The organism is Methylobacterium sp. FW306-05-D (assembly GCF_058782155.1).
Map to the genome: position 1 here is coordinate 55,756 of NZ_JBYSXL010000010.1, position 24,164 is coordinate 79,919.

Genomic DNA, 24,164 nt, shown 5'->3' on the forward strand with positions numbered 1-24,164 from the left:
GATCAGGCCTTTTTCCAGGTCGGGAATCCGCGGGCGCGGAGCAGGGGTGTGAGGAAGGCGGCGAGCAGCAGCAGCAGGGCAGCCGCTCCCAGAACGGGGCGCGGGTCGAAGCGGCCCGGAACCGGGCGTGGCGTCGCGGCGCCCCTGAGCGCCGCGCTGAGGCCGTGCGGTCCATCGAGCGGCGCGTAAACGAGGCCGGTCTCACCGGCGAGGGTGCGCAGGTAGGATTCACGCACCGAGGACAGATGCTCGGTGCCGCTGGCAGCGGCCGCGCCGAAGGGGGCGTTGCGCGGATTGTAGCCCTCGCGCTGCGCGGCATCGGCCGGCGGCGGGCCGAAACGGTTCTCCTGCTGGACGTCGCCGGCACCGTAGAAGCCGGTCTCGCGGCCCCGGTCGTCGTAGCGCGGGATCGGCGACAGACCGGGTGCACCTGCCCCCACGATGAGGCCTCGCACGCCGCCGGGTCGGCCCTCAAAGGCTGGTCCACCCCGGCTCGGCAGGGGCGGAGCCTCCTGCCCGTCGGTGATGAAGACGAGGTCGGTGCCGAGTTCCTCTGCCATGGCGATGCTGCGGAACAGTCCCGCCGAGATCCGACTGTCGCCCTCCCAGGCCATGCGCCAGTCGATCCCTGCGACGGCCCCATCGATCGGCGCAAAACCGGCGCACGTCTCGATGGGCGTGAACAGGAGAAAGGGTCGGCGCTCGGTGAAGAGGCCGAGCGCGACCCGCGATCCGCAGGGCAGGCCGGCGACGAGGTCGCGCAGCGCCGCCTTCGCGGTGTCGAGCCGGCTCGTCGGAACTCCGTCGGCGCCGACGTAGTCGCGGACGTTCATGCTGCCGGTGATGTCGACGATCGCCAAGACCGAGACGCCGTCGCGGGCGAACGGAACCGGACGCGCGACAAGGGCCAGGGCCACCAGCACGAGGGCTCCGGCGAGGAGGCGCAGGCGTCCATCCGACAGGTTCCGCAGGATCAGTCCGCCCGGGGTCACGGTTCGCCCCGCGGCTGGCCCGGGATGTCGGTCCAGATCTTCTTCGGCTCGGCCTTCAGTTCGTCGCCGGACTTGCGATCGAACTCCGGAAAGTCGCGCAGGAGGCGCGAGGCGACGTCGAGGTTGAACTTGGCATCCCAGTAATCCGGCCGAGCCTGGAGGGCGCGCCGGTATTCCTGGCGCGCCAGGGTGATGCGGGGTCCGGCGGGGTTGAGGTCGCCGCGCTCGAGGTGGTCGAAGGCCTGACGCAGATGGGCATTGGCGAGGGCGAAGCGGGCACGGGTGGCGCGCTCGACAGCGCCCTGCCGCTCGAGGGCATCGACGAGAGGCTCGATCGCCTCCACGGCGCCGCGTCGGGCGAGGTGCTGGACACGGGCCAGGAGAAGGGCCGGAGCGGCACCGATCGGAACCACGACGTCTTGGCCGGCGGAGAGCGCCCGGATGGCGGCGTTGTCGCGCGTGATCCGCCAAGCGCCGTAGGTACAGCCCAGCGCAGCCATAGCGAACAGGACCGGCAGCAGGACGAGGAGGCGCGGGCGCAACCGCTGCCAGCCCTCGCGCAGGTCCGTGCGATGCGTGCGGGTGCGGTTCCCGAGGGAGGGTGGCGATGTGCGCCACGGCAGGATCGCGGTCATCGTCATGCGGCGCGCCTCGCGGGATCGGATGCGATGGCGAGGACCGGGGCGGCCGACGTGCGGGTTCGACGGAGGTCCGCCTCGCCCAGCTTGGCCGCGACGAGGACCACGAGTCCGACCAGGCTGGCGGCGTAGGCGAACCCCGCCAGATCTCGGCGGGGACGCTGCTCGGTGTAGGGGATCGGGTCGCGCTCCAGCCGCTCGATCTGGGCGATCGCCTCGGCCACCGCCTCCGCACCCTCGGCCTCGAAGGCGCGGTAGGGCGTCCGCAGACTCTTGAAGAACAGATCGAGGTGGCGCTCGGGCGCCGCCTGCGGGGTGTCCTCGCCCGCCGGCCGATCGGAGATGGAGGGCGAGCCCTTCGTGCGCAGGAAGAGCCAGTAGAGGTTCGGCCGCAAGCGGGTGAACGCGGCGCGCAGGGTGTCCTGCACGCGCGGGTCGATCACGGCCGCCCCGTCCGAGACCAGCAGTAGCGCCCGGGAGGTGGCGGGGCTGGCCGGCCCGAACTGAGACAGCGCCATGGCGAGGCCGCGGGCGATGTTGGTGTAGTCGAGGCCCGGCCGGTCTATGGCCGCGATGGCCGCCCGGACCGCCGCGTGCCGGTCGGTCATGGGAATCACCAGCATCGGCGCCGTCGAGAAGGCCGTGACCGCGAACTGGTCGTGAGCTCGGCTGCCCACGAAAGCGGCGAGCAGTCGGCGCGAGGCGGCGGCCTTCGATTCCTCGGCGCCGGAGGGCTGCCGTCCGGCGAAGGTCTCGTTCATGCTGCCCGAACGGTCGATCAGGATCGAGACCTGGGCGCCGATCCCGGTCCGCGTCAGGGTCTCGCCCCGGCGATAGGGACCGGCCAGGGCGAGGATCAGGCCCGCGATGGCGACGCATCCGGACAAGCGCAGGAGGGCGCTGATCGCCCGCGACGGGCCGTCGGGCGGGGCCGCCACGAGGGCGGCCACGGGGACCCGGCGCTGGGCCGAGGTCAGGAGCGGCAGCAGGGCGAGAGGTAGGAGCCAGAGCAGCGCCGGATGGTCGGCGGAGAAGCGGGCGAGCGCATCGATCATGCGGTGCGCTCCGCGTGCGCGAGGTGCCGCGCGAGAGCGGCGAGATCGGCCAGGGCGAACGCCCCGAGGTCCGGCTCCGGGCCGGGACCGAAGAAGGTCCGGCGAGAAGCCGCGAAGAACCGGGCCAGGGCCGGCCCCTCCGGCGCATAGGCCGGATGGGTCCTCAGGAAATCGTCGAGATCATCGGCGAGCAACCGACGGCCGGCTGCCGTGTCGAGGCCGACATGGAGTGCCAGCAGGGCGTCACGGTAATGGGGCGTTGGGTCCGGCCACCGTGCCAGAGCTCGGATCCGGCGGGCCGCGAGGGCGAATGGACGGCCGCGCCGGGCCCTGAACGGCCACCAGGTCCGGTCCCGGGCGAGTCCCGCGAGGGCCAGGAGGGCAAGGGCGGCGGAGCCGGCGGCGCCGAGGAGCAGGGGCCGCGGATCGCCGGGGGCGACCTTCCCGTCGGGACGCATGTAGTCGCGCGGGTCGTCCCGGGCGGGCGGCTGGACTTCGCGCAGCGGCGAGACGTTGAACGACCAGGCCGGCACCGCGGCCTTGACGGTGGTGGCGCCGTGATCGCTCTCGCTCACGAAGGTGACGGTGAAGCCCGGGATCTCCAGGGCGCGGGCATCGAGGGCGGCGTAGAAGGTCTGGTAGGTGAGGCCGAGGCGCACGCGCTGAGCGCCGCCGTATACCGACGCGGTCGCGTCGAGGTCGCGCAGGTCGAGCCAGTAGGTGAGCGCCCCGGGCTTCGGCAGCGACGCGGCCTGGAGCCGGAAGCCCGGCTCGACCACGAGGTCGACTTCGGCTCGGACCAGGTCCCCGAGGAAGTAGCCGAACGGGCGGGGCGTGCGGACCTCGACGGAGCGGACCTGGGCCCCGGCCGGGCCGGACAGGAGCGGGGCGAGGATCAGGGCGAGGCAGCGGATACGCATGGTCCGCCTCAGGCGCCGAGGAGGTGGCGGCTGACCGCGTCGGGATCGAAGCGGCCGGCGAGACGGAAGGGCGGGCGGCCATGGGCCGTCGCGAGGCGCCGCAAGGTCTCGATCCGGGCGGCTTCGCGGGCGATCCAGCGCCGGCGTAGGGCGGGTCGCATGAAGACCAGCCGGCGCCCGGCGCCTTCGAGATCGTCGAGTTCGAGGAGGCCCCAGTCCGGCAGGCCCTCCGCCTCGGCAGCGTCGCCGAGAAGCACCGGGACCAGGTCGTGCCGGCCCAAGGCGGCGAAGACCTCGGTGATCAGCGCCTCCGGCCAGCGGAAGTCGGAGAGGAGGAACACGATCTTCGGCCGGCCGGCGAGGCGGCGGGTCGCCGCCACCATGCCGGCGGCGCCGTGGCCGGTGCAGGCGGCGTCCGCGAGGCGCCGCGCCACCTCGGCGGCCCGGGTCGGGGCGCGGCTGGGCGCCAGGAACACGTCGTCCCGCACCCCCTCGTCGCAGCCGATGAGACCGAAGGCATCGCCGATCCGCGTGGCCGAGGCGGCGAGCCCGACGCAGAAGGCGGAGACCAGGGCCATGCGGTCGGCTTCGCCGGTGAAGCGCATGGAGGCGGAGAGGTCGAGGAGCGCCCAGACCTCCACCGGGGTGCGCGCCTCGAAGCGGCGCACGACGGTGCCCTCGAAGGGGTCGCGCAGGGTCGCGCGAACGTCGATGCGGCGGGCATCCGGCATCCGCAGGAACGGCACCTGATCGCGAAAGGTGCCGAGGCCGCCGGCCTCGCGGCCGCGATGGGCGCCGGGGCGGGTGCCGGGCAGGCGCCCGCGGGGGCGGTAGACGATGTCGGGTTGCGCCGTCTCCGTCATGGCGCCGGCACGATCTCGAACACGGCCCGGCAGAGCTCGGGCATGATCGCGGCCCGGCGCAGCTCGTAGATCGGCTCCAGGAAGACCCGGTGGGCCATGACCTCGGGGAAGACCGCCCGGACGTCCTCGGGCACCATCCAGTCGCGGCCTTCCAGCCAGGCGCGGACCCGGGCGGCGCGGACCAGGAAGGCGACGCCGCGGGGGGAGGCCCCGCCCTGGACCAGGGCCTCCATGTCGAGGCCGGGCAGGCGGATGCCGGCCGGCCCCGGCCGCACCAGCGCCTCCCAGAGGCCGATCACGTAGGCCTCGATGGCGGGGCTGGCCTGGATGCCGTGCTGGATCGCGGCGGCGATGCCCGCGAGGGCGGCGTGGTCGAGGACGTCGCCGTCGAGGCCGGCGATCAGGGCGTCGGTGTCGTGGAAGCGCGGATCGAAGACCAGGGCCCGGCGGGCCTCGGCGTCCCGGGGCGCTTCGAGCCCGATCTCCATGAGGAAGCGGTCGCGGGCGGCGGCGGGAAGCTCGAAGGTCTCCTCGCGCTCGACCCGGTTGCGGTCGGCGAAGACCTGGAGGTTGGGAAACCGGTACTCCCGATTGAAAGCCGTGAGCGTGCGCTCGGCCATCAGGCGCAGGAGCAGCGCGTGGACCTGGGGCCGGGCCCGGTTGATCTCGTTGAAGAAGAAGATCGACAGGTCCTCGGATTGCCGCAGGACCGGCCCCGGCTCGACCCGGGGGCGGCCGTCCTCGGCGAGGTAGGTGTGGTAGACGAGGTCGGTGGGCATCATGTCGACGGTGCCCTCGACGCGGGCATAGGCGCCCCCGACGGCCCGGGCCACGGCGCGCAGCAGCGTGGTCTTGCCGACGCCGACATCGCCTTCCAGCAGGACGTGGCCGCGGGCGAAGAGCGCGATGGTCAGGAGGCGGATCGCGCGGGCCTGTCCGAGCACGGCCGCGCCCACCGTCGTCTCGAAGCGGCCGGCCGCCTCGCGCCAATCGGTGAGCATCGCGTCGCCGGAGCGGAACTGGTTCATCATGGTTCGCCTTGGAGGAACGACCGCGACCCGGGACGGCGCGTCCGGAGGTCGCCCGGCCGGATCGCGGTCGACGCGACGGCCGCCCGCGGGGTGAGGGGCGACCGTCGATCCCGCTCGAAGACCCGAACAGAAGGGCTCGGAAGGAATCCCGGGATCAGTTCGAGGACAGCTTGGTGACGTCGTACTCGAACTTGCCGGTCTTCTTGGCGGCCTCGATGCGCTTCTTGTTGCGCTCTTCCATGGCCTTGATCGACTCGGATTGCTTGTTGAGTTCCTTCGGGTCGTGCTTCGGATCGTACTTCGTGCCGGCGATCTTCTCGGGGAAGCCGGGCTTGGGCTCCCAGCAATTCCCGGCGGCCTTGCACTTGGTGCCGTCATAGGCGAGCGCCGGGAGCGCGAGCAGCGCGCCCGCACCGAGGGCCAGGGCCGTGATGAATGTCCGCATGGTCGTCTCCTTGATCGATCGCGTGTGGGGTGATCGGGTGTTGCGGCTCTGCGCCGTGGTGGCTCACGGATGGCGCCCGTGACTTCCTCGGACGTCACTCCGCCAGCGGCGGACACTGGCCCTTGACGTCCTTGGGGAAGGTCTCGCCCTGCTTGTAGGGCGTGTAGTTCTTCTTCTGCGCGTCGTTGAGCCAGACGGCGTCCTTAACCGGACCGGTATAGAGGTGCCGGATCCAGGCGATGACCTGGAGCATCTCGTCGGGGGTCAGGTTCTCGTTGTGCGGGCCCATCATGCCGTTGGCGCCGCCGAAGATCGTGGCGAACAGGCCGGTATCCTCGGTGTTGGCCGGATAGGTCCAGTAATTGTCGTTGAGTCCCGGTCCGAGCTTGCCCTCGGCCAGGTGGCCGTGACAGCCGGAACACGAGGTGGCGAAGAGGGACTCGCCGTTGCGCAGGCAGGACTTGTCGTCGATGTAGGCGTTCTTGCCGGTCTGGAAGAACTCCTTCACCGCCGGGGTGTCGCGGCCGCCCTCCTTGCCTTCGGCGACGTTGAGCTGCTCGCCCGTGACCGTGTTGCGGAAGACGAAGCCGGTCTGGGGGCCGGCGGCGGGCTGGGCCAGGGCCGCGACGCCGCCCAGCACCGCGGCGAGGCTGAGGCAGATGGCCAGGATGCCGTGGGAATCACGCATGAAATCGACCTGATGACGCCGGACGGCTGACCGGCCGGGCGGGGCTGGACCGGACGCCCGTCGGGGCGCCGGCGAGGGAGCGGATCTCGGGGACGAGCGCGTCGGGCGCCGCGTCAGTTGGTGACGGGGACGAGGGGCACGCCGTCCTGCTTCAGGATCGCCTCGATCTTCGGCTTCGCCTTGACGATGGCCGCATCGAGGGCGGCCTTCAGGGCGGCATCGTCCCGCCGCACGCCCATGGACTGGTCGAAGCTCTGCGGCATCTTCCGGCCGTCGCTGCGGGTGGTGTCGTCGGGCACCAGGGTCATGCGCAGGGGCTGGGCCGAGTCCTTCACGTAGCGGGCGACGTCCGGGCCGAAGGCGACCGCCACGTCGGCCTTGCCGGTGGCGACCTCGCTGACCATCCGGGCCGGATCGATCTGCGTGTAGGTGTTGCGGGCCGCGCGGAAGTTCACCAGCGAGTAGAGGTAGGCCATGTCCTCCTCGTAGCGGCCGATATCCTTCAGCATGACCTCGCCGGGGGTGCCGAAGCCGACCACCATGTGGTCGACGGTCTTGAGCCGCGGATCGGACCAGGACTTCACGTCGAGGTCGCGGTCGGCGCGGGTGATGAACACGTAGCCGCTGCGGTAGTACGGCTTGGTCGTGAGCACCCGCTGGTCGTCGCTGTCGAGGCCGACCACCACGTCGCAGAGCTTCTTGTCGAGGCTGTCGCGCACGAGGTAGATCGCCGCCTTGTCCGACCAGACGAACGCGGCCTTGCGCCCCATCGCTTCGGCGATCGCCGCGGCGATGCGGTTCTCCAGCCCGCTGCCGTCCTTGAGCGAGAGCGGCGGTTGGTTGGCGGCGCAGACCCGCAGGGTCTTGTCGTCGGGGGCGGATCTCGTGTCGCCTTGCGCGAGCGCGGCCCCGCCGAGGGCGAGAAGAACCGCAGCGGACAGGCATCCTGCGGCGAAGGAGCATCCTGTGGCGAAGGACATGGGAGCGTTTCCGTTGTTCTCGTTGGTCGGAGTCTTGTGGGACCGGGACGCGGCTCCCCGGCCCGTTGCGGCAGAGCGATCACAGATGAGGCACACCGTCATTCCGGGTCGCCGTCGGCGAGCCCGGAATCCAGAGCCGCCGACAGCGTCAGAAATGGCCTCCCCTGCGTGTCCGGATCCCGGGCTCCGCTGCGCGGCCCCGGGATGACGGGGTGCTGGAATCAGTCGTTCGGCAAGCAGATCGCGGACAAGCCGTTGGCGGATGCGATCACCCAACTCTCGCACCCAACTCTCGCGGGGAGGCGTTGGCGGTGGGGGTGGCCGGAGGCCCCGCGACGGACGAAGGCCAGCGGAGCCACCCCCACCCCTGACCCCTCCCCACAGGGGGAAGGGGACACGCGCACGCTGCGGGCGCGGCCTCCTCGTGCCGCCTACTTCGCCGCCGCCGTCTGGTACTCACCGACGTTCGGGTCGTCGTAGGGGCCCTTGCCGCCCAGCGAGAACACCATCACGCCGCCGCCCATCTGGGTGTAGTTGGCGAGCTTCTTGAAGGCGCCCACCGCGCCGAGGCCGGCGGTCGGGTCCTGCAGGTCGAAGACCAGGCCGACACCCGGCCAACCGCCCACGCCGTAGTAGATCGCCACGTACTGCTCACCCTTGTGGGTGTAGGTGATCGGGTAGCCGATGGCGCCGGAGGGCATCTTGAACTTCCAGAGGAGGTCTCCGGTGTCCGAGTTGCGCGCCTTGATGTAGCCGTCGAGGGTTCCGTAGAACACCAGCCCGCCGGCGGTGGCCGTCGTGCCGCCCCAGACCGCGAAGCGCTCCATCTTCTCCCACTGGAAGGCGCCCGTGATGGCGTTGTAGCTCTTGATCTGGCCGAGGCCCTCGTAGTTCTGCCGGTCGCCCTTCGGACCCGGATACATGTTCAGTGTCGCGCCGACGAAGAACTGACCCGCGCGGTAGGGCAGCATGAAGGGCTCCCAATCCATGCAGATGTGGTTGATGCCCATGAAGAACGCCTTGCGCTCCGGATCGTAGGAATCGTGGCCCTGGTTGTGGTAGCCCATCGCCGAGGGACAGATGTCCTTGCCGAGATGGTCCATCCGGGTGCCGTATTCCGGGTCGCGGACCGGCTGGCCGGTCTTCAGGTCCACGGACTTGAAGACGTTGACGGTGTCGTCGATCTTGTTGGCCGAGACCAGCGAGCCGTCCGTGCGGTCCAGCGTGTAGACGATGCCGTTCCGGTCCGGATGGGTCAGGAGCTTGCGGTCCTTGCCGTCCTTGTCCTTCTGGTTCGAGAGCATCATCACGTTGACGCCCGCGTAATCCCACTCGTCGTGCGGGGTCTTCTGGTAGCCGAACTTGGCCTCGCCCGTGTCGACGTCGCGGCCGAAGATCGTCATCGTCCACTTGTTGTCGCCCGGACGCATGGTCTCGTTCCAGGGCGCCGGGTTGCCGGTGCCGAAGTAGATCAGGTTGGTGCCGGGATCATAGGCGTACCAGCCCCAGTTGGTGCCGCCGCCGATCTTCCAGGCATCGCCCTCCCAGGTGGAGGTGCCGAGCCCCTTCTGTCCGTAATGGGCGTTGCGGATGTTGAAGTCGTCGGCCAGCAGCAGGTCCTTGTCCGGGCCGGTGGCGTAGGCGCGCCAGACCTGGGCGCCGGTCTTCACGTCGTAGGCGGTGAGGTAGCCGCGCACGCCGAGCTCGGCGCCGGAGGAGCCGATGATGACCTTGTCCTTGACCACGTAGGGCGCGATCGTCAGCGTCGAGCCGACCTTGATGTCGGAGTTCTCGACCTTCCAGACGGTCTCGCCGGTCTCGGCGTTGAGGGCCATGACGTTGCCGTCGAGGAGCGTCTTGACGATGAGCGCCGGGGTCTTGCCGTCGCCGGGCCAGTAGGCGAGGCCGCGGTTCACGAGATCGCAGCAGGCCACCGCGCGGGCGGCCGGGTTCTGCTTGGGCTTGTCCTGCCAGAGGATCTTGCCCGGATCGTCGAGGCCCAGCGCGAAGGTGTTGTTGGGGAAGGAGGTGTGGACGTACATCTTCCCGTCGACCACCACCGGGGCGCCCTCGTGGCCATTGAGCAGGCCGGTGGAGAACGTCCAGGACACCTTCAGGTCCTTCACGTTGCTGGTGTTGATCTGCTTGAGCGGGCTGTAATTGTCCGAGTCGTAGTTCTTGCCGGGCATCACCCAGTTGGCGTCGTCCTTCGCCATCTCGACGAGCTTGTCGTTCGCCGCGGCCATGCTCGGCAGGCCCAACGGCGCCAGGGCGCCGAGCGCCATCACCGAGACCGAAGCCAGAAACCTGTTCATCTCAACGTCTCCTACCCTGATGGCCGCGTCCGTCGACCGTCCGGTCGGGCACAGCCTTTGATTTCGCCGGGTCAGCACAAGCCCCCGTATTGATCCCAGGGGCCCGCCGTATTCATAAGACTATCTTGAGATATAGTGCTTCTTATGAATGTTTTATTACTGATCGGCTGGCTATTCATACAAGCATTTGTCTTTCGCGCTGTCTGCGGGATGTTGGCACTTTTTTATCGGGATCAATCGGCAATCGATGCTGTGAAAATCGGAATAAAAAGGCCTTCTCTCTGGCAATTCGGGGAACATCAGCCGGGCAATTGACAGGATGTCTCCGGTGGAATGATGGTGCACCTGATCGAGCAGCTTGAGAGATCCAAGAAAGACTTTTGAATATGGCTCGCAATCTTACGATATTCTTATTCTGTGCCCTCGGCGCGACATCGCGCGCCGAGGCGGCACGCCTGACGCTGGATGATCCGGTCGCGAGCTGGTCGCGCACCCCGACCGCCGACCGGGTCGATTTCGCCACCCGGATGGGCAAGGCGTTCTCGAGCCTCTCGCCGCAGCTCGACCGGGACTATTTCGTCCGCTGCCTCGAGGAGACGGCGAATATCGGCAATCCGCGCGACACCAAGCTGGAGCAGGCTGTGAAGATCTGCGTCTCCGTCCACCAGACCGCCGACGAGTAGGCGCTTGGGCCCGGGCAGCGGTGGACGGAAGCGATCGGCTCGGGCGCGCGTCCGAGGGGGCGGAGCGCTGCTGGGCCTCGCGCTCACCGGGGCGGGGCTCGTCGGCCTTTGCTCGAGCGGTGCGGGACGGGCGAAGAGCCCGCAGCTTTGGGCGGCGCTCTATCCGCAGGACGACCGGCGCGAACTGGAGGGGGCGGACTACGCCCGCTATCCCGGCGCCGGCGTCCTCTATTGCCGGGCGGACGGCATTCCCCGGAAGGCGGCCGCCGCCTGGCTGATCGGCAGCCCGCGCCTCGTGGTGCTGAACGCCCACAACTTTCGCAGCCGGCACCTGGAGCCCACGCGCGACATCGCCGACTGTTTCTTCCAGATCGGCGGCCGGAACTACGCCTTCGCCCCCGAGACCCTGCGCCTCGGCACCGTGCCGGGGGCGATGTCGCTGCACATCACCGACGATTGGGCGCTGGTGGACCTGGCGGAGCCGGCCGAGGGCGTGCGCCCGCAGCCGGTGCCGGCCTCACCCGATCTGCCGACCGGATCCATGCCGGTCCCGGTCGTCATGGTCTCCCCCGGTGGCCACGCCAACTATCCCGGGCAGAGCAGCCTCGAAGCCTGCACGATCCACCGGATCGATCCGCCGAGCGAGGATGCGATCCGGCGCGTCCGCCACGACTGCAACAACGGCTATGGCGGCTCCGGCTCGGGCCTGTTCGACGCCGAGGGCCGCCTCCTCGCCCTCCACAGCGCCTCCCTGTCCATGAACTCGCGCCGGCCCTTCGACATCGAGTACCATTACGGCTCGGCCCTGCTCTTCGAGGGCGGACTCACGGAGGCCATCCGCGCCCGCCTCGCCGCCGACCCGACGGTGCGCTGAGCGGCGGACGCGGCGGAGGGCGATCGCGGTGAGGGCATCGACGGCCTGTGGACCCGGGGCCAGGCTCGTCTACGAACTTCCGCTTTCGAGGACCGATCGATCTCACGGCTGAGGTGCATTTGGGTCGGAAAGAGCTTTTCTGATTTTCCGGCAGTCTGGCTCCGAAGCAGACAAGTCGCTTGGAGTGGGCCCCTTGGGGTGGACGGATTGGACAGGGCTGATTGACCGGATGGCCGGGTCTTCGAAGGATGAAGACCATGGCACGACACCGTTCCTACAGCGTCGCGTTCAAGCGTCGGGTCGCACAGGAGTACCTGTCCGACGAGACGCTGAAGGGCCTGGCTAAGCGCCACGATCTCTCGCGCAACCTCGTGCGGGTCTGGGTGCAGAAGTACGAGACTGGCGCGCTCGACGACGATGCGGCCGCCGATTCGAAGCAAGAGTTTCGACGCGACGCTCACCTGTGAACAGCGGCATCAGCAAAGCTGGTTGAGGACAGTATCTTTGGAGGAATACTGCAATTCCATCCGATTGGGCTAACATAAAACCTCTCAACTTATAGATCTTTCTGATCTTGTTTTGTTCTCCTATATATATTCTGATGGCAAACTTATCGTTTGCCATCAGAATATTCGTCTGATTGAGCAGTCTCGCTTTCAGCTTACCCGGTCTCGCCGCAGGCCTTACAAATCGTTCCCCCAGGCAAATTCTAACTAGGGGTAGATTTAACCATCTTCTGCCTCAAGCTACGCCCCCCCCGCACCGATTAAGCAACTTATGCCCCTCAGCGGCGGTCCCTCACGAAGGAAGGATGATTGTCTTTTGCCTCACGCTACAGGCCTATAGAATTCTTCGATTTTGACGGCTTGATGTCGTGTTCTTGCAGTTCTTGCACTTTGAGCAGGAGCCATCCCGGACTAGCCGAGAACGCGCCGGCTTGAGCAAACTTTCGGTACTCCAGGAACCCCAAAATCTGCGAAAAACATCGAACTCAAAGGCGGCCCACAGCTACAACGAAGTCGGCATAATCAGGAGCACCCTGTTGTACTTCCGCAGGTGTCGCACTTCAGGCAGGTGCCGTTGCGGACCAGCGTGAAGTTCGCGCATTCCGGGCAGGCCTCGCCCACGTAGCCCTTCATCTTCGCCTCGGCGCGGCGGTCGGAGACCGAGCGCTCGGGCTTGGCGAAGGGGAGGGCGTTGACCAGGGCCTCGGCCTGGCCGGCCTGGACCGGCTCGGCCTTCAGCGCCGTCGCACCGCGCAGGGCGTGGACCACACCCCCGGCCGGGGCGGTCTGGCCGGTGCTCGCCGCGCCGACACCGACGGTGCCGCCGGCCGGGCCGCCCTGGATCAGGGTGAGGCGGTCGGCCGAGCCGCGCAGGAGGCCGCGGGACACGACGCTGGCCGCCGTGGCCTCGGGCTTTCCGGGCTCCCGGGTCGTGTCGGTCTCGCCGCCGCCGATCACCGTGCCGCCGATCTCCGACGGGTTGACGTGGGCGAGGTCGGCCCGGCCGAGATAGGACACGGCCAGTTCGCGGAACACGTAGTCGAGGAGCGAGGTCGCGTTCTTGATCGCGTCGTTGCCCTGCACGAAGCCCGCCGGCTCGAAGCGGGTGAAGGTGAAGGCCTCGACGTATTCCTCCAGCGGCACGCCGTACTGGAGGCCGAGCGAGATCGCGATGGCGAAGTTGTTCATCAGGCTGCGGAAGGTCGCACCCTCCTTGTGCATGTCGATGAAGATCTCGCCGAGGCGCCCATCATCGTATTCGCCGGTGCGCAGGTAGACCTTGTGGCCGCCCACAACCGCCTTCTGGGTGTAGCCCTTGCGGCGATGGGGCATCTTCTCGCGGGAGCGGATGCGCTCGACGCGCTCGATCACCCGCTCGACGATCTTCTCGGCGACCTGCGCGGCCTTGGCGGCGGCCGGCGCTGCGATCAGGGCCTCGACCATCTCCTCGGCATCGTCGTCCTCGTCGGCGATCAGGGCCGAGTTCAGGGGCTGCGACAGCTTCGAACCGTCGCGGTAGAGGGCGTTGGCCTTGAGCGCCAGGGTCCAGGACAGCTTGTAGGCGTTCTTGCAGTCCTCGACCGTGGCGTCGTTGGGCATGTTGATGGTCTTGGAGATCGCGCCCGAGATGAAGGGCTGGGCCGCCGCCATCATGCGGATGTGGCTCTCCACCGAGAGGTAGCGCTTGCCGATGCGGCCGCACGGGTTGGCGCAGTCGAACACCGCGTAGTGCTCGGTCTTGAGGAAGGGAGCGCCCTCGAGGGTCATCGCACCGCAGATATGGGTGTTGGCCGCCTCGATGTCCTTCTTCGAATAGCCGAGGAAGGGCAGGATCTCGAAGGTCGGGTCGGCGAGCTTCTCGGCCGGGACCTTGAGGACGTCCTTGAGGAAGTCGTCGCCGAGCGTCCAGCGGTTGAACACGAACTTGATGTCGAAGGCCTGCTTCAGGCCCGCCTCGATCGCCGCGAGCTTGTCGTCGGTGAAGCCCTTGGCGCGGAGCGATCCGGGGTTGATGGCCGGGGCCTGGCCCATCGATCCGTGGCCGACCGCGTAGGCCTCGATCTCGGCGATCTCGGATTCGCGGTAGCCGAGGGTGCGCAGGGCATCCGGCACGGCGCGGTTGATGATCTTGAAGTAGCCGCCGCCCGCGAGCTTCTTGAATTTTACGAGCGCGAAGTCCGGCTCGATGCCCGTCGTGTCGCAATCCATGACGAGACCGATGGTGCCGGTGGGCGCGATCACGGTCGCCTGCGCATTGCGAAAACCGTGCTCCTCGCCGAGCTGCAGGGCGCGGTCCCAGGCGTGCTTCGCCCGCTCGGCGATGTCGGCCTGGGGCACGTTGGCGAGATCGAGGGGCACCGGCGCGATGGACAGGAACTCGTAGCCCTCCGTCTCGCCATGGGCCGCGCGGCGGTGGTTGCGGATCACCTTCAGCATGGCGTCCGCGTTCTCCTCGTAGGCCGGGAAGGCCCCGAGTTCGCCGGCCATCTCGGCCGAGGTGGCGTAGGCCACGCCGGTCATGATCGCCGTGAGGGCGCCGGCGAGCGCACGGCCCTTCTCGGAATCATAGGGCAGGCCCATGCTCATCAACAGGCCGCCGATATTGGCGTAGCCGAGGCCGAGGGTGCGGTAGCGGTACGAGAGCTCGGCGATCTCCTTGGAGGGGAACTGCGCCATCATCACCGAGATCTCGAGCACCACCGTCCAGAGGCGGTTGAGGTGCTCGAAGGCCGCGACGTCGAAGTGGTTCGCGGCGCGGTCGTACATCGTCAGCAGGTTGGCGGAGGCCAGGTTGCAGGCGGTGTCGTCGAGGAACATGTACTCGGAGCACGGGTTCGAAGCCCGGATCCGCCCGCCCGCCGGGCAGGTGTGCCAGTCATTCATCGTGGTGTTGAAGTGCAGGCCCGGATCGGCCGAGGCCCAGGCGGCCTCGCCGATCTTGTCCCAGAGTTCGCGCGCCGGCAGCGTCTTGGTGGTCTTGCCGGTGGTGCGGGCCTTCAACTCCCAATCCGAGTCGTTCTCGACGGCGCGCAAAAAGTCGTCGGTCAGCGAGACGGAGTTGTTCGAGTTCTGGCCCGCCACCGTGAGGTAGGCTTCCGAATCCCAGTCGGTGTCGTAGACGGGGAAGTCGATCTTGGTGAAGCCCTGGCGGGCGAACTGGATCACGCGCTTGGTGTAGGAATCCGGTACCGCGTCCTTGCGGGCGGCCTTGACGGCCTTCTTGAGGACGGGGTTGCGCTCGGGGTCGAAGCAGGCGTCGCCTTCCGCCTCGCACTGGGTGCAGGCTTTCATTACGGCGGTGAGGTGCTTGGAAACGATCTTGGAGCCGGTCACCAGGGCGGCGACCTTCTGCTCCTCCTTCACCTTCCAGTCGATGTACTGCTCGATATCGGGATGGTCGATGTCGACGATGACCATCTTGGCCGCGCGCCGGGTGGTGCCGCCCGACTTGATCGCGCCGGCCGCCCGGTCGCCGATCTTGAGGAAGGACATCAGGCCCGACGACTTTCCGCCGCCGCCGAGCTTCTCGTTCTCGCCGCGCAGCATCGAGAAGTTCGAGCCGGTGCCCGAGCCGTACTTGAACAGGCGCGCCTCGCGGACCCAGAGGTCCATGATGCCGCCCTCGTTGACGAGGTCGTCCTGCACGCCCTGGATGAAGCAGGCATGCGGCTGCGGATGCTCGTAGGACGAGGCCGACTTCGTCAGCTCGCCGGTGCGGTAATCGACGTAGTAGTGACCCTGGGCCGGGCCATCGATGCCGTAGGCCCAGTGCAGGCCGGTGTTGAACCATTGCGGCGAGTTCGGCGCCACCATCTGGCGGGCGAGCATGAAGCGCAGCTCGTCGAGGAACGCGGAGGCGTCCTCCTCGGTGGTGAAGTAGCCGCCCTTCCAGCCCCAGTAGGTCCAGCAGCCGGCGAGCCGGTCGAACACCTGGGTGGACGAGATCTCGGAGACGTAGCGCTCGGCCTCGGGCAGCTCGGCCAGGGCGGCGAGATCCGCCTCGGAGCGCCACAGGAACGACGGCACGTCGTTCTCCTCGACCTTCTTCAGCGCCGCGGGCACGCCGGCCTTGCGGAAGTACTTCTGCGCGAGAACGTCGCTGGCCACCTGGGACCAGCTCTCGGGCACCTCGATGCCGTCGAGGCGGAAGACCGTCGAGCCGTCCGGGTTGCGGATCTCGCTCAAGGTCTTGCGAAAGGGAATCGTCGCGTAGGGGGATTGCCCGGCCGTGGTATGGCGCCGCTCGAACCGCATGGAACCTGTCTCCCGAGCCGCTCGAAGATGCGCGGCGCCGTGTCGAAGAATGATGAAGGCAAGCGCCCGCGAACGCCGCGAAGCGCTGGAATAAGTGTCCGAAATTCGGTGATCCGCCGGTGACGCGACAGCCTCGGCGATGATCCGAAGGTATGCCAGCCGAGGGTCTCACGTCAATAACTAGTGTGCCGGCCGCGTGTTCCTGGCTAGATGTAGTAGGTCGTCGGTAAATCCTGTGGATATCGCGGACCGTTCCGTAAGTGCCCTTTCGGCTTGCAGGATTCGGGGACGAAAAATTTTCCGCCCACAGGCGATCCGGGTGCCTCCGGCGCTGGTGCGATGGTTAATGGCGGCGGGTGTGGGATTTCCGCCGCAAACGGGGACCGACCGTCGCGCCGCCGGCGGAGGGTCGCGACTGGACTTCGGGGATGCGCCTGACCATAGTCCGCGCCGACACTCGGTACGGGGCGCGCAAGCCCCATTCAGGCGAACGCGATGGCTCTCAAGGACACGCTCCTGCGGATCTTCACCTGGTGGAACGGGCAGACGATGTCGCTCGCGCTCTACACGGCGCGCAGCGGGCAGCGCGTGGGCACGGACGAACTCGGCAACGTCTACTACCGGGCGCAGGGGCCGCTGATCGACCGCTCGGTCGGCACCGAACGGCGCTGGGTGGTCTATAACGGCTATGCCGATGCCTCGAAGGTGCCCCCCGGCTGGCGCGCCTGGCTCTGCCACAACGGCGACGTGCCCCCGAGCGAGCAGGATTACGCGCCCCGCGCCTGGCAGAAGGTCCATGTCGAGAACCTGACCGGCACCAGCGGTGCCTACCGCCCGCGCGGCTCGCAGCTCAATGTCGGCCAGCGCCCGGCCGCGACCGGCGATTACGTGCCTTGGAGCCCGGGCAACTGAGAGTCGGCCCCCATCGGGCGACGGACCACGGATCGATGGACCGGCCCTTTTTCCACCAATCTTCGCGCGCTTAAGACGATCTCGCGTCGTCGCGCCCGTATGGGGCGCCAGCGAGGAGGGTCGCCCGTGAGCCGCAGCACAGCAGGATCGTCTCGCTCCGTGGTCAAGCGCCTCCTCCTCGCGTCGGTCGCGATCGGCCTGTTCAGCCTTCCGGCCGCCGCCGACAAGATCAAGAACCCGACCGCGGTGTTCTCCGGCCTCGACAAGATCACCGGGCGCATCGTCTCCTTCGAGGTGGCGGTGGACGAGACCGTGCAGTTCGGCGCCCTGCAGCTGACGCCGCGGGTCTGCTACAGCCGGCCACCGACCGAGAGCCCCAAGACCACCGGCTTCCTCGAAGTCGACGAGGTCACCCTCGACAACAAGTACCGCCGCATCTTCACCGGCTGGATGTTCGCCTCGAGCCCGGGCCTGCACGCGATCGAGCATCCGATCTACGACGTCTGGCTCGTCGATTGTAAGGGTGGTTCCGAGGTGATCGCCGAGGCCCGCGAGCAGGAGGACATGCCCGCCATGGCCTCGAAGCCCGAGAAGACCCGGCGCCCGAAGAGCGGTCAGGATGCGACCCGTACCGCCCAGCAGGTCAACCCGAACGGGCAGGTGGACGTGGAGGCGCCGCGCGGCGTGCCGGTCCAGCCCAAGCAGAAGCCCTCCCGGAAGTTCTTCCCGTCGAACGAGGGACCGGCCCCGGCTCCGCCGCCGCAGCAGCCGCAATCGCTGTTCGACGCGCTGTTCCGGTAGGGCTCGCGCGACCGCACGCCTCAGCGTGCGGTCAGGGCGTCCAGGGCCCGCTGACCGCGAACGGACCCGTCTCCCGGCCAGACGTTCCAGTCCGCCGGCAGGATGATCGCCTCGGCCAGACGCCGCTTGTAGACGTGGCGCGGCAGCTCCTCGGCCCCGAACTGCATCAGGTGGTCCGTCACGAACTGCGTGTCGGCGAGGCGGTAGCCCCCGGCCCGCAGCCGGGCGACGAGATGCACCAGGGCGACCTTCGAGGCGTCGCGCACCGTGTGGAACATGCTCTCCCCGAAGAAGGCCGCGCCGAGCGAAACGCCGTAGAGGCCGCCGACCCGCTCACCGTCGAGGAACACCTCCACGGTGTGGGCGTGCCCCGCCTCGAACAGGGCGCCGTAGAGGTCGCGGATGCGGCCGTTGATCCAGGTGCGCTCGGCATCGGCCCGCGGAGCGGCGCAGCCGGCAATCACCGCATCGAAATCCTGGTCGGTCCGGACCTCGAACACGTCCGAGCGCACGGTGCGGGCCAGGCGCTTGGCGACGTGGAAGGCATCGAGCGGCAGGACACCCCGCGCGCGCGGCTCGACCCAGTAGATGGCCGGATCGTCGGCATCCTCCGCCATCGGGAAGATCCCGGCCGCATACGCCTTCAGAAGGATCTCGGGCGTGATCTCGACGCGGTCACCATCGTACATGGGATGATTTTGAAGCGGTGCCGCCCGGAAGGCCAGAGGCAGGCGGGTCGCACGGCCGGTCCGACCCACGAAAAAGGGCGGAGCCTCGCGGCCCCGCCCTCGCATCCTTCAGGTGGATGCCGCTCAGAAGTTCGGGCCGCCCGAGGTGGTGCCCAGGTTCGGCACGATCCGGTTGGGCTGCTCGGCGTTTCCGCCCTTCGCCGAATCCTCGACGATCGCCTCGCGGTTGTTGGCGTAGGGCGCCTCGACGACCGAGCCGGTCACGTCCATGTCGACGCGGCCGTCGGCGTTGCGGTAGGCGCCGTAGACCGACGGATTGTCGATCGGGCCGCGGGTGGTGCTGCCGGCCTGCGGGAAGGCCCGCTCGGGCTGGCCGACATTGCCGGAGGGGGATTGGGCGAGGGCGGCCGAGGCGATCAGCGAGGCGGCGACGAAGGTGAGCGTGAAGGTGCGCATGGGAGTCTTTCGGACGTTCGATCGTTAGGAAAATTCGGTCGCGGGCGGAGAGGATCGCCGGTGGGCCTCGTGGCCCATTCCGTCTCCGCCCGACCGATCTGGTGGAAGAAGTCCTGACCGATCAAAGCGTTCCGAAGGGTTCTTTGCTGGCAATCGGTCGCAGGCAAGCCCTCTGGAAGATGCAGAGATCATTCCCACTGGACGCAATTCGTGCTCGAACGGCTCGGTTCGGGACCATCCGAACTGAACCGGCTTTTGCAGAAGATCCCATTCAGATCAGTGATACGAATCGGCAGATGATTCACGGGCAATTCGGTTGTGCGCAATCACACATTTTGCCGTGCTCCTGCGACGCCGGTCGGGGCCCCATCGCACAAAGAGGTGATGTGGCACGGAAAAGCCGGCCCTTTTCGGGGCCGGCCTCTTTCGTCCAGGGCTGAGACGATCGTCGCGGATGCGATGCCGATCAGCGGGCCGGGCCGCCCGAGGTCGTGCCGGTGTTCGGCACGCCGCGGTTGGTGTCGTTGGCGTTGCCGCCCTTGGCCGAGTCGATCGCACCGGCACCGGGGCTCATGCCGCGCTCGCCGACCGGTGCCGTCACGGCGCCCGGAGCCGGGGGAATGTCACGGGTCGACGGATTGTCGATCGGCCCGCGGGTGGTGCCGCCGGCCTGCGGCACGGCCCGCTCGGGCTGGCCGACATTGCCGGACGGGGACTGCGCGAGGGCGGGGCCGGCGAGGAGGAGGCCGGCCAGGAGGGGGATCGTCAAACGCACGGGAAATCAAACCTTCGAGTGCGGCTCGGCGATGCGGAATCCGCGGCCAAGCCTGGGAGAATGCTCTGAAACGAGCACACGCCCTCCCTGTTCCCGTGTCGTCCGATCTTACGGCTCGTCGAGGCCGCCATCGGCCAGGAATTTTTCGAGCCAGTGGATGTCGTAATCGCCGTTCTGGACATCGGGGTTGCGCACCAGGGTCCGGAACAGGGGCAGCGTCGTGTCGACGCCGTCGACGACGAACTCGTCGAGGGCCCGGCGCAGGCGCATCAGGCACTCGTTGCGGGTGCGCCCGTGCACGATCAGCTTGCCGATCAACGAATCGTAGTTCGGCGGGATGCGGTAGCCCTGGAACACCGCCGAATCGACCCGGACGCCGAGGCCGCCGGGCGGATGAAAGTAGGTGATCAGGCCGGGGGAGGGGCGGAAGGTGGCCGGGTGCTCGGCATTGATCCGACACTCGATGGCGTGCCCCTCGACCTTGATCTCGTCCTGCGTCATCGACAGCGGCAGCCCCGCGGCGACGCGGATCTGCTCGTTCACCAGGTCGATGCCGGTGATCATCTCGGTGACCGGATGCTCGACCTGAATCCGGGTGTTCATCTCGATGAAGTAGAACTTCCCGTCCTCGTAGAGGAACTCCACGGTGCCGGCGCCGAGGTATTGCAGCTCCTGCATCGCACGGGCGCAGATGCCGCCGATCTCGGCACGCATGTCGGCGTTGAGGGCCGGCGAGCCGCCTTCCTCCCAGACCTTCTGGTGCCGGCGCTGGAGCGAACAGTCGCGCTCGGCGAGGTGCACCGCGTTGCCGCGTCCGTCGCCGAGAACCTGCACCTCGATGTGGCGCGGCTTCTCCAGGTACTTCTCCAGATAGACCGCGTCGTCGCCGAAGGCCGCCTTGGCCTCGGTGCGGGCCATGCCCAGCGCCTCTTCCAGATCGGCCTCGGACCGCGCGACCTTCATGCCGCGCCCGCCGCCACCGGAGGCCGCCTTGACCAGGACCGGATAGCCGATCTCGGCGGCGATGCGCTTGGCCTCCTCGGGATCCTCGACGCCGCCTTCGGAACCGGGCACGCAGGGAATGCCCAGGCGCTTGGCGGTCCGCTTGGCCTCGATCTTGTCGCCCATGATGCGGATATGCTCCGCCTTGGGGCCGATGAAGCCGATATTGTGGTGGGCCAGAACCTCGGCGAAGCGCGCATTCTCGGAGAGGAAGCCGTAGCCCGGATGGACCGCGTCGGCCCCGGTGATCTCGCAGGCCGCGATGATCGACGGAATGTTGAGGTAGCTGTCGCGGGCCGCCGGCGGGCCGATGCAGACGCTCTCGTCGGCGAGGCGCACGTGCATGGCATCGGCATCGGCGGTGGAATGGACCGCCACGGTGGCGATCCCGAGTTCCTTGGCCGCGCGCAGGATGCGCAGGGCGATCTCGCCCCGGTTGGCAATCAGGATCTTGTCGAACATGGGTGCGGCGCTGCTCACTCGATGACGAGGAGGGGTTCGCCGAACTCGACGGGCTGGCCGTCCTCGACGAAGACGGCGGTCACGGTGCCGGCGCGGGGGGCGACGATCTCGTTGAAGGTCTTCATCGCCTCGATGAGCAGGAGCTTGTCGCCCACCTCGACCTTCGAGCCGACATCGACGAACAGCTTGGCCTCCGGCGACGGTCGGCGATAGGCGGTGCCGACCATCGGGGAGGGGACCGAACCGGGATGGCCGGCGCCGGCCTTGCGATCGAGGCCGCCACCGGGGCCGGGAACCGGGACGGGGGCGGCGACGGCGGCCATCGCGGGCGCCGGCGCCGGGGCGGCCACCTGCACCTGGACCGTCTCGATGCGGCGGGCGACGCGGATGCGCAGATCCCCCTTCTCGACCTCGATCTCGCTGAGATCGGTCTCGTTGATGAGCTTGGCAAGCTCGCGGACGAGCTCCGGATCGAAGGGGTCGTTCTTGGACATCGGCTCCTTGGGCATCGGCTCGGTCGTCTTCGGATCAGCCGCGCGGTGCGGCTACGGTCGGGGGGAAATGTCGACGCCGCGCCCGACAGGCAAGGCGGCGTCGGCGGAAATCGAAGGAGGCAGGCGGCTCAGCAGCTGGCGTGGCCGCACTGGCGCACGTCGGAGATCGTCTTGCGGATCGGCTCGATGCCGACGGCCCCCGGGATGATCTCGTCCCCGATGATGAAGGCGGGGGTGCCGGACAGGCCGAGCTTGTCGCCGAGCCCGACATTCTCCGACAGGGCGGCCTTCACCTCGGGGCCCTGGGCGTCCTTGGTCAGCCGCGCGACGTCGAGGCCCATCTCCTTGGCCACGGCCACGGCGCGCTCGCCGTTCACCCGGCCCTTGGATTCCAGGAGCTTGGTGTGGAACTCGAAGATCTTGTCGCCCTTGAGCTGCTGCTTGGCCGCGAGGGCGATCTTGCTGGCCTCCAGGGATTCGGCGCCGAGCACGGGGAAGTCCTTGAGCACGACGCGCAGCTTCGGGTCGCCCTTGATCAGGGCCTGGATGTCCGAGAGCGCCTTGCGGCAATAGCCGCAATTGTAGTCGAAGAACTCGACCAGGGTGACGTCGCCCGCCGGGTTGCCCGCGACCACGCCGTGGGGCGAGTTGACCAGCGCCTCGCGGGATTCCTTGAGAGCCGCCGACTGGGCCAGCTTCTGGGTCTCCTGCTGGCGCCGCTCACCCTCGGCGATCGCCTCCTGCAGAACCTCGGGATTCTTGACGAGGTAGTCCTTGATGATCCCCTCGATCGCCTGGCGCTGCGCATCCGTGAAGGCGGCGGCCGGGGCGGTCTGGCTCGGGGTCGTCTGGGCCACGGCGGCGCCGAGGGTGCCGGCCAGGATCGTGGCGGAGAGCAGGGAACGGAAGAGGGGCATACGTCCTCGCGGGGCGGGACCGGTCAGGCGTAGGCCGGCCATCGGGTGTCGTGTCGTCGGTACGACATGCGGTTAGAGGCCGGGTTAGGCGTTTTCGCGGCGGCCGGTCAATCGCCGAATGGCGGGTTTGGCGCCCGCAGGGCGCTGCGGCTATGACGGAGCCGATGAGCCAGCCCCCGATCCTCTCCCCGAACCTGCCCTCCGAGCGTGCGGCGCGGGTCGCGCCCTTCCTCGCCATGGACGTGATGTCGGCCGCCGCCGCCCGCGAGGCACGCGGGGAGGGCGTCGTCCACATGGAGGTCGGCCAGCCCTCGGCGCCGGCGCCGCGCGCGGTGATCGCGGCGGCCCAGGCCGCGCTCGCGACCGGGGCCTTGCCCTACACCCAGGCGCTCGGGCTGCCCGCCCTGCGCGAGCGCATCGCACGCCATTATGCGGAGACCTACGGGGTCACGGTGTCGCCGAGCCGCATCGTCGTGACCACGGGCTCCTCGGCCGGCTTCGTGCTGGCCTTCCTCGGACTGTTCGATGCCGGGGCCCGCGTCGCGGTTCCGCAGCCGGGATACCCGGCCTATCGCAGCCTGCTCCACGCGCTCGACCTGGTGCCGGCCCCGCTCGTCCTGCACGATGCCGACCGCTTCGCTCCGACGGGGGCCGCCCTGCGGACCCTGCACGAACGGGAGGGCCTGTCCGGCATCCTGGTCATGAGCCCAGCCAACCCGTCCGGCACCGTGGTCGAGCCCGCGCGCCTCGCCGATCTCTGTGCCACGGCGCGCGCCCTGAACCTGCGCTTCATCTCCGACGAGATCTACCACGGGCTCGCCTACGGCGTGCCCACCGAGACGGCGCTGCGTTACGACGACGACGCGATCATCATCAACTCGTTCTCGAAGACCTGGTGCATGACCGGCTGGCGCATCGGCTGGATGGTGGTGCCGGACTGGCTCGCCCGGCCCGTCGAGCGCCTAGCGCAGAACCTCTACATCTCGGCGCCCTACCTCTCGCAGGTGGCGGCGCTGGCGGCCTTCGACGCCGTGGAGGAGGTCGAGGCCGTGCGCGCCGGCTACGCCGCCAACCGGGCCCTGCTCCTTGACGCCTTCCCGGGCCTCGGCCTCGGGCGGACGCACCCGGCCGACGGCGCCTTCTACCTCTACGCCGACATCTCGAACCTCACTGACGACTCGGTCGCCTTCTGCCGGCGGATGCTCGACGAGGCCGGCGTCGCGGCGACGCCGGGCCTCGATTTCGACGGCCGAGACGGCGGCCACCACGTCCGCTTCTCGTTCGCCGGCTCGAACGCCGATTGCGCCGATGCGGTGCGGCGCCTGAAGGGCTGGCTGCGCTGAAACGCGAAACGGGGCGGGCTGCACGCCCACCCCGCCTCGTTTCGATCCCTCGGGAACGGTCTTTCAGGA

The 24,164-nt window shown here is 68.6% G+C and carries 23 protein-coding genes; 6 read left to right on the forward strand and 17 right to left on the reverse strand.

Annotated elements, in window-relative coordinates:
* Nucleotides 1–2: 2 nt before the first annotated feature.
* The 10 genes from AC3WLN_RS06215 to AC3WLN_RS06260 all read right to left on the reverse strand — a co-directional run bounded on the left by AC3WLN_RS06215 (nt 3) and on the right by AC3WLN_RS06260 (nt 9,927).
* Nucleotides 3–992: a vWA domain-containing protein gene (locus AC3WLN_RS06215; protein ID WP_492480184.1), complete on the reverse strand. Its 990-nt coding sequence runs from the start codon at nt 990–992 to the stop codon at nt 3–5.
* Nucleotides 989–1,633, reverse strand: a complete 645-nt coding sequence (locus AC3WLN_RS06220) for a tetratricopeptide repeat protein (protein WP_492480185.1) — start codon at nt 1,631–1,633, stop codon at nt 989–991. The genes AC3WLN_RS06215 and AC3WLN_RS06220 overlap by 4 nt, the downstream gene beginning before the upstream one ends.
* Complete coding sequence (locus AC3WLN_RS06225; RefSeq protein ID WP_492480186.1) at nt 1,630–2,685, reverse strand: vWA domain-containing protein; 1,056 nt, start codon at nt 2,683–2,685, stop codon at nt 1,630–1,632. Before AC3WLN_RS06225 ends, AC3WLN_RS06220 begins: the two co-directional genes overlap by 4 nt.
* Nucleotides 2,682–3,605 (reverse strand): nonribosomal peptide synthetase MxaA, encoded by a 924-nt coding sequence (locus tag AC3WLN_RS06230; protein WP_492480187.1) that lies wholly within the window; start codon nt 3,603–3,605, stop codon nt 2,682–2,684. The genes AC3WLN_RS06225 and AC3WLN_RS06230 overlap by 4 nt, the downstream gene beginning before the upstream one ends.
* 8 nt (nt 3,606–3,613) lie before the next feature.
* A complete protein-coding gene (locus AC3WLN_RS06235) occupies nt 3,614–4,468 on the reverse strand; it encodes a DUF58 domain-containing protein (protein ID WP_492480188.1) in 855 nt (284 codons plus the stop codon).
* Nucleotides 4,465–5,496 carry an AAA family ATPase gene (locus tag AC3WLN_RS06240; protein WP_492480212.1) on the reverse strand — a complete coding sequence of 344 codons (1,032 nt, stop codon included), beginning with the start codon at nt 5,494–5,496 and terminating at the stop codon, nt 4,465–4,467. The genes AC3WLN_RS06235 and AC3WLN_RS06240 overlap by 4 nt, the downstream gene beginning before the upstream one ends.
* 157 nt (nt 5,497–5,653) lie before the next feature.
* Nucleotides 5,654–5,944 (reverse strand): methanol dehydrogenase, encoded by a 291-nt coding sequence (locus AC3WLN_RS06245; RefSeq protein WP_492480189.1) that lies wholly within the window; start codon nt 5,942–5,944, stop codon nt 5,654–5,656.
* Nucleotides 5,945–6,038: 94 nt separating this feature from the next.
* Entirely contained in the window at nt 6,039–6,632 is a 594-nt protein-coding gene (gene moxG / locus AC3WLN_RS06250; RefSeq protein ID WP_492480190.1) for a cytochrome c(L), periplasmic, read from the reverse strand.
* Between the two features lie 113 nt (nt 6,633–6,745).
* Nucleotides 6,746–7,612 carry a methanol oxidation system protein MoxJ gene (gene moxJ / locus AC3WLN_RS06255; RefSeq protein ID WP_492480191.1) on the reverse strand — a complete coding sequence of 289 codons (867 nt, stop codon included), beginning with the start codon at nt 7,610–7,612 and terminating at the stop codon, nt 6,746–6,748.
* 431 nt (nt 7,613–8,043) lie between these two features.
* Nucleotides 8,044–9,927, reverse strand: a complete 1,884-nt coding sequence (locus AC3WLN_RS06260; RefSeq protein ID WP_492480192.1) for a methanol/ethanol family PQQ-dependent dehydrogenase — start codon at nt 9,925–9,927, stop codon at nt 8,044–8,046.
* A gap of 386 nt (nt 9,928–10,313) precedes the next feature.
* Here AC3WLN_RS06260 and AC3WLN_RS06265 point away from each other — a divergent pair, with 386 nt between their 5' ends.
* From AC3WLN_RS06265 to AC3WLN_RS06275, 3 genes are all read left to right on the forward strand, one after another.
* Nucleotides 10,314–10,610, forward strand: coding sequence for a hypothetical protein (locus AC3WLN_RS06265; RefSeq protein ID WP_463771568.1), 297 nt, complete (start codon nt 10,314–10,316; stop codon nt 10,608–10,610).
* Between the two features lie 4 nt (nt 10,611–10,614).
* A complete protein-coding gene (locus AC3WLN_RS06270; RefSeq protein WP_492480193.1) occupies nt 10,615–11,484 on the forward strand; it encodes a trypsin-like peptidase domain-containing protein in 870 nt (289 codons plus the stop codon).
* Nucleotides 11,485–11,741: 257 nt separating this feature from the next.
* Nucleotides 11,742–11,951 carry a transposase gene (locus AC3WLN_RS06275; protein WP_492480194.1) on the forward strand — a complete coding sequence of 70 codons (210 nt, stop codon included), beginning with the start codon at nt 11,742–11,744 and terminating at the stop codon, nt 11,949–11,951.
* A 561-nt stretch (nt 11,952–12,512) separates the two neighbouring features.
* On the opposite strand, the gene AC3WLN_RS06280 is transcribed toward AC3WLN_RS06275, so the two are convergent.
* The gene (locus AC3WLN_RS06280) at nt 12,513–16,244 is read right to left on the reverse strand and encodes a vitamin B12-dependent ribonucleotide reductase (RefSeq protein WP_492480195.1); all 3,732 of its coding nucleotides are present in this window, start codon (nt 16,242–16,244) and stop codon (nt 12,513–12,515) included.
* Nucleotides 16,245–16,739: 495 nt separating this feature from the next.
* Between AC3WLN_RS06280 and AC3WLN_RS06285 the strand changes: the two genes are divergently transcribed.
* Together AC3WLN_RS06285 and AC3WLN_RS06290 are read left to right on the forward strand one after the other, a co-directional pair.
* A complete protein-coding gene (locus AC3WLN_RS06285) occupies nt 16,740–17,156 on the forward strand; it encodes an NADH:ubiquinone oxidoreductase subunit NDUFA12 (protein ID WP_492480196.1) in 417 nt (138 codons plus the stop codon).
* A 159-nt stretch (nt 17,157–17,315) separates the two neighbouring features.
* Nucleotides 17,316–17,957, forward strand: coding sequence for a DUF2155 domain-containing protein (locus AC3WLN_RS06290; protein ID WP_492480197.1), 642 nt, complete (start codon nt 17,316–17,318; stop codon nt 17,955–17,957).
* A gap of 20 nt (nt 17,958–17,977) precedes the next feature.
* On the opposite strand, the gene aat is transcribed toward AC3WLN_RS06290, so the two are convergent.
* From aat to AC3WLN_RS06320, 6 genes are all read right to left on the reverse strand, one after another.
* Nucleotides 17,978–18,646 (reverse strand): leucyl/phenylalanyl-tRNA--protein transferase, encoded by a 669-nt coding sequence (aat, locus tag AC3WLN_RS06295; RefSeq protein ID WP_492480198.1) that lies wholly within the window; start codon nt 18,644–18,646, stop codon nt 17,978–17,980.
* 123 nt (nt 18,647–18,769) lie between these two features.
* Complete coding sequence (locus tag AC3WLN_RS06300; protein ID WP_492480199.1) at nt 18,770–19,102, reverse strand: hypothetical protein; 333 nt, start codon at nt 19,100–19,102, stop codon at nt 18,770–18,772.
* A 466-nt stretch (nt 19,103–19,568) separates the two neighbouring features.
* Nucleotides 19,569–19,877: a hypothetical protein gene (locus AC3WLN_RS06305; RefSeq protein ID WP_492480200.1), complete on the reverse strand. Its 309-nt coding sequence runs from the start codon at nt 19,875–19,877 to the stop codon at nt 19,569–19,571.
* A gap of 108 nt (nt 19,878–19,985) precedes the next feature.
* Nucleotides 19,986–21,341, reverse strand: a complete 1,356-nt coding sequence (gene accC, locus AC3WLN_RS06310; protein ID WP_492480201.1) for an acetyl-CoA carboxylase biotin carboxylase subunit — start codon at nt 21,339–21,341, stop codon at nt 19,986–19,988.
* Nucleotides 21,342–21,355: 14 nt separating this feature from the next.
* A complete protein-coding gene (accB, locus tag AC3WLN_RS06315; protein ID WP_492480202.1) occupies nt 21,356–21,835 on the reverse strand; it encodes an acetyl-CoA carboxylase biotin carboxyl carrier protein in 480 nt (159 codons plus the stop codon).
* 128 nt (nt 21,836–21,963) lie between these two features.
* The gene (locus AC3WLN_RS06320; RefSeq protein WP_492480203.1) at nt 21,964–22,752 is read right to left on the reverse strand and encodes a DsbA family protein; all 789 of its coding nucleotides are present in this window, start codon (nt 22,750–22,752) and stop codon (nt 21,964–21,966) included.
* A gap of 164 nt (nt 22,753–22,916) precedes the next feature.
* Between AC3WLN_RS06320 and AC3WLN_RS06325 the strand changes: the two genes are divergently transcribed.
* Nucleotides 22,917–24,095, forward strand: a complete 1,179-nt coding sequence (locus AC3WLN_RS06325) for a pyridoxal phosphate-dependent aminotransferase (protein WP_492480204.1) — start codon at nt 22,917–22,919, stop codon at nt 24,093–24,095.
* The last annotated feature ends 69 nt before the right edge of the window (nt 24,096–24,164 follow it).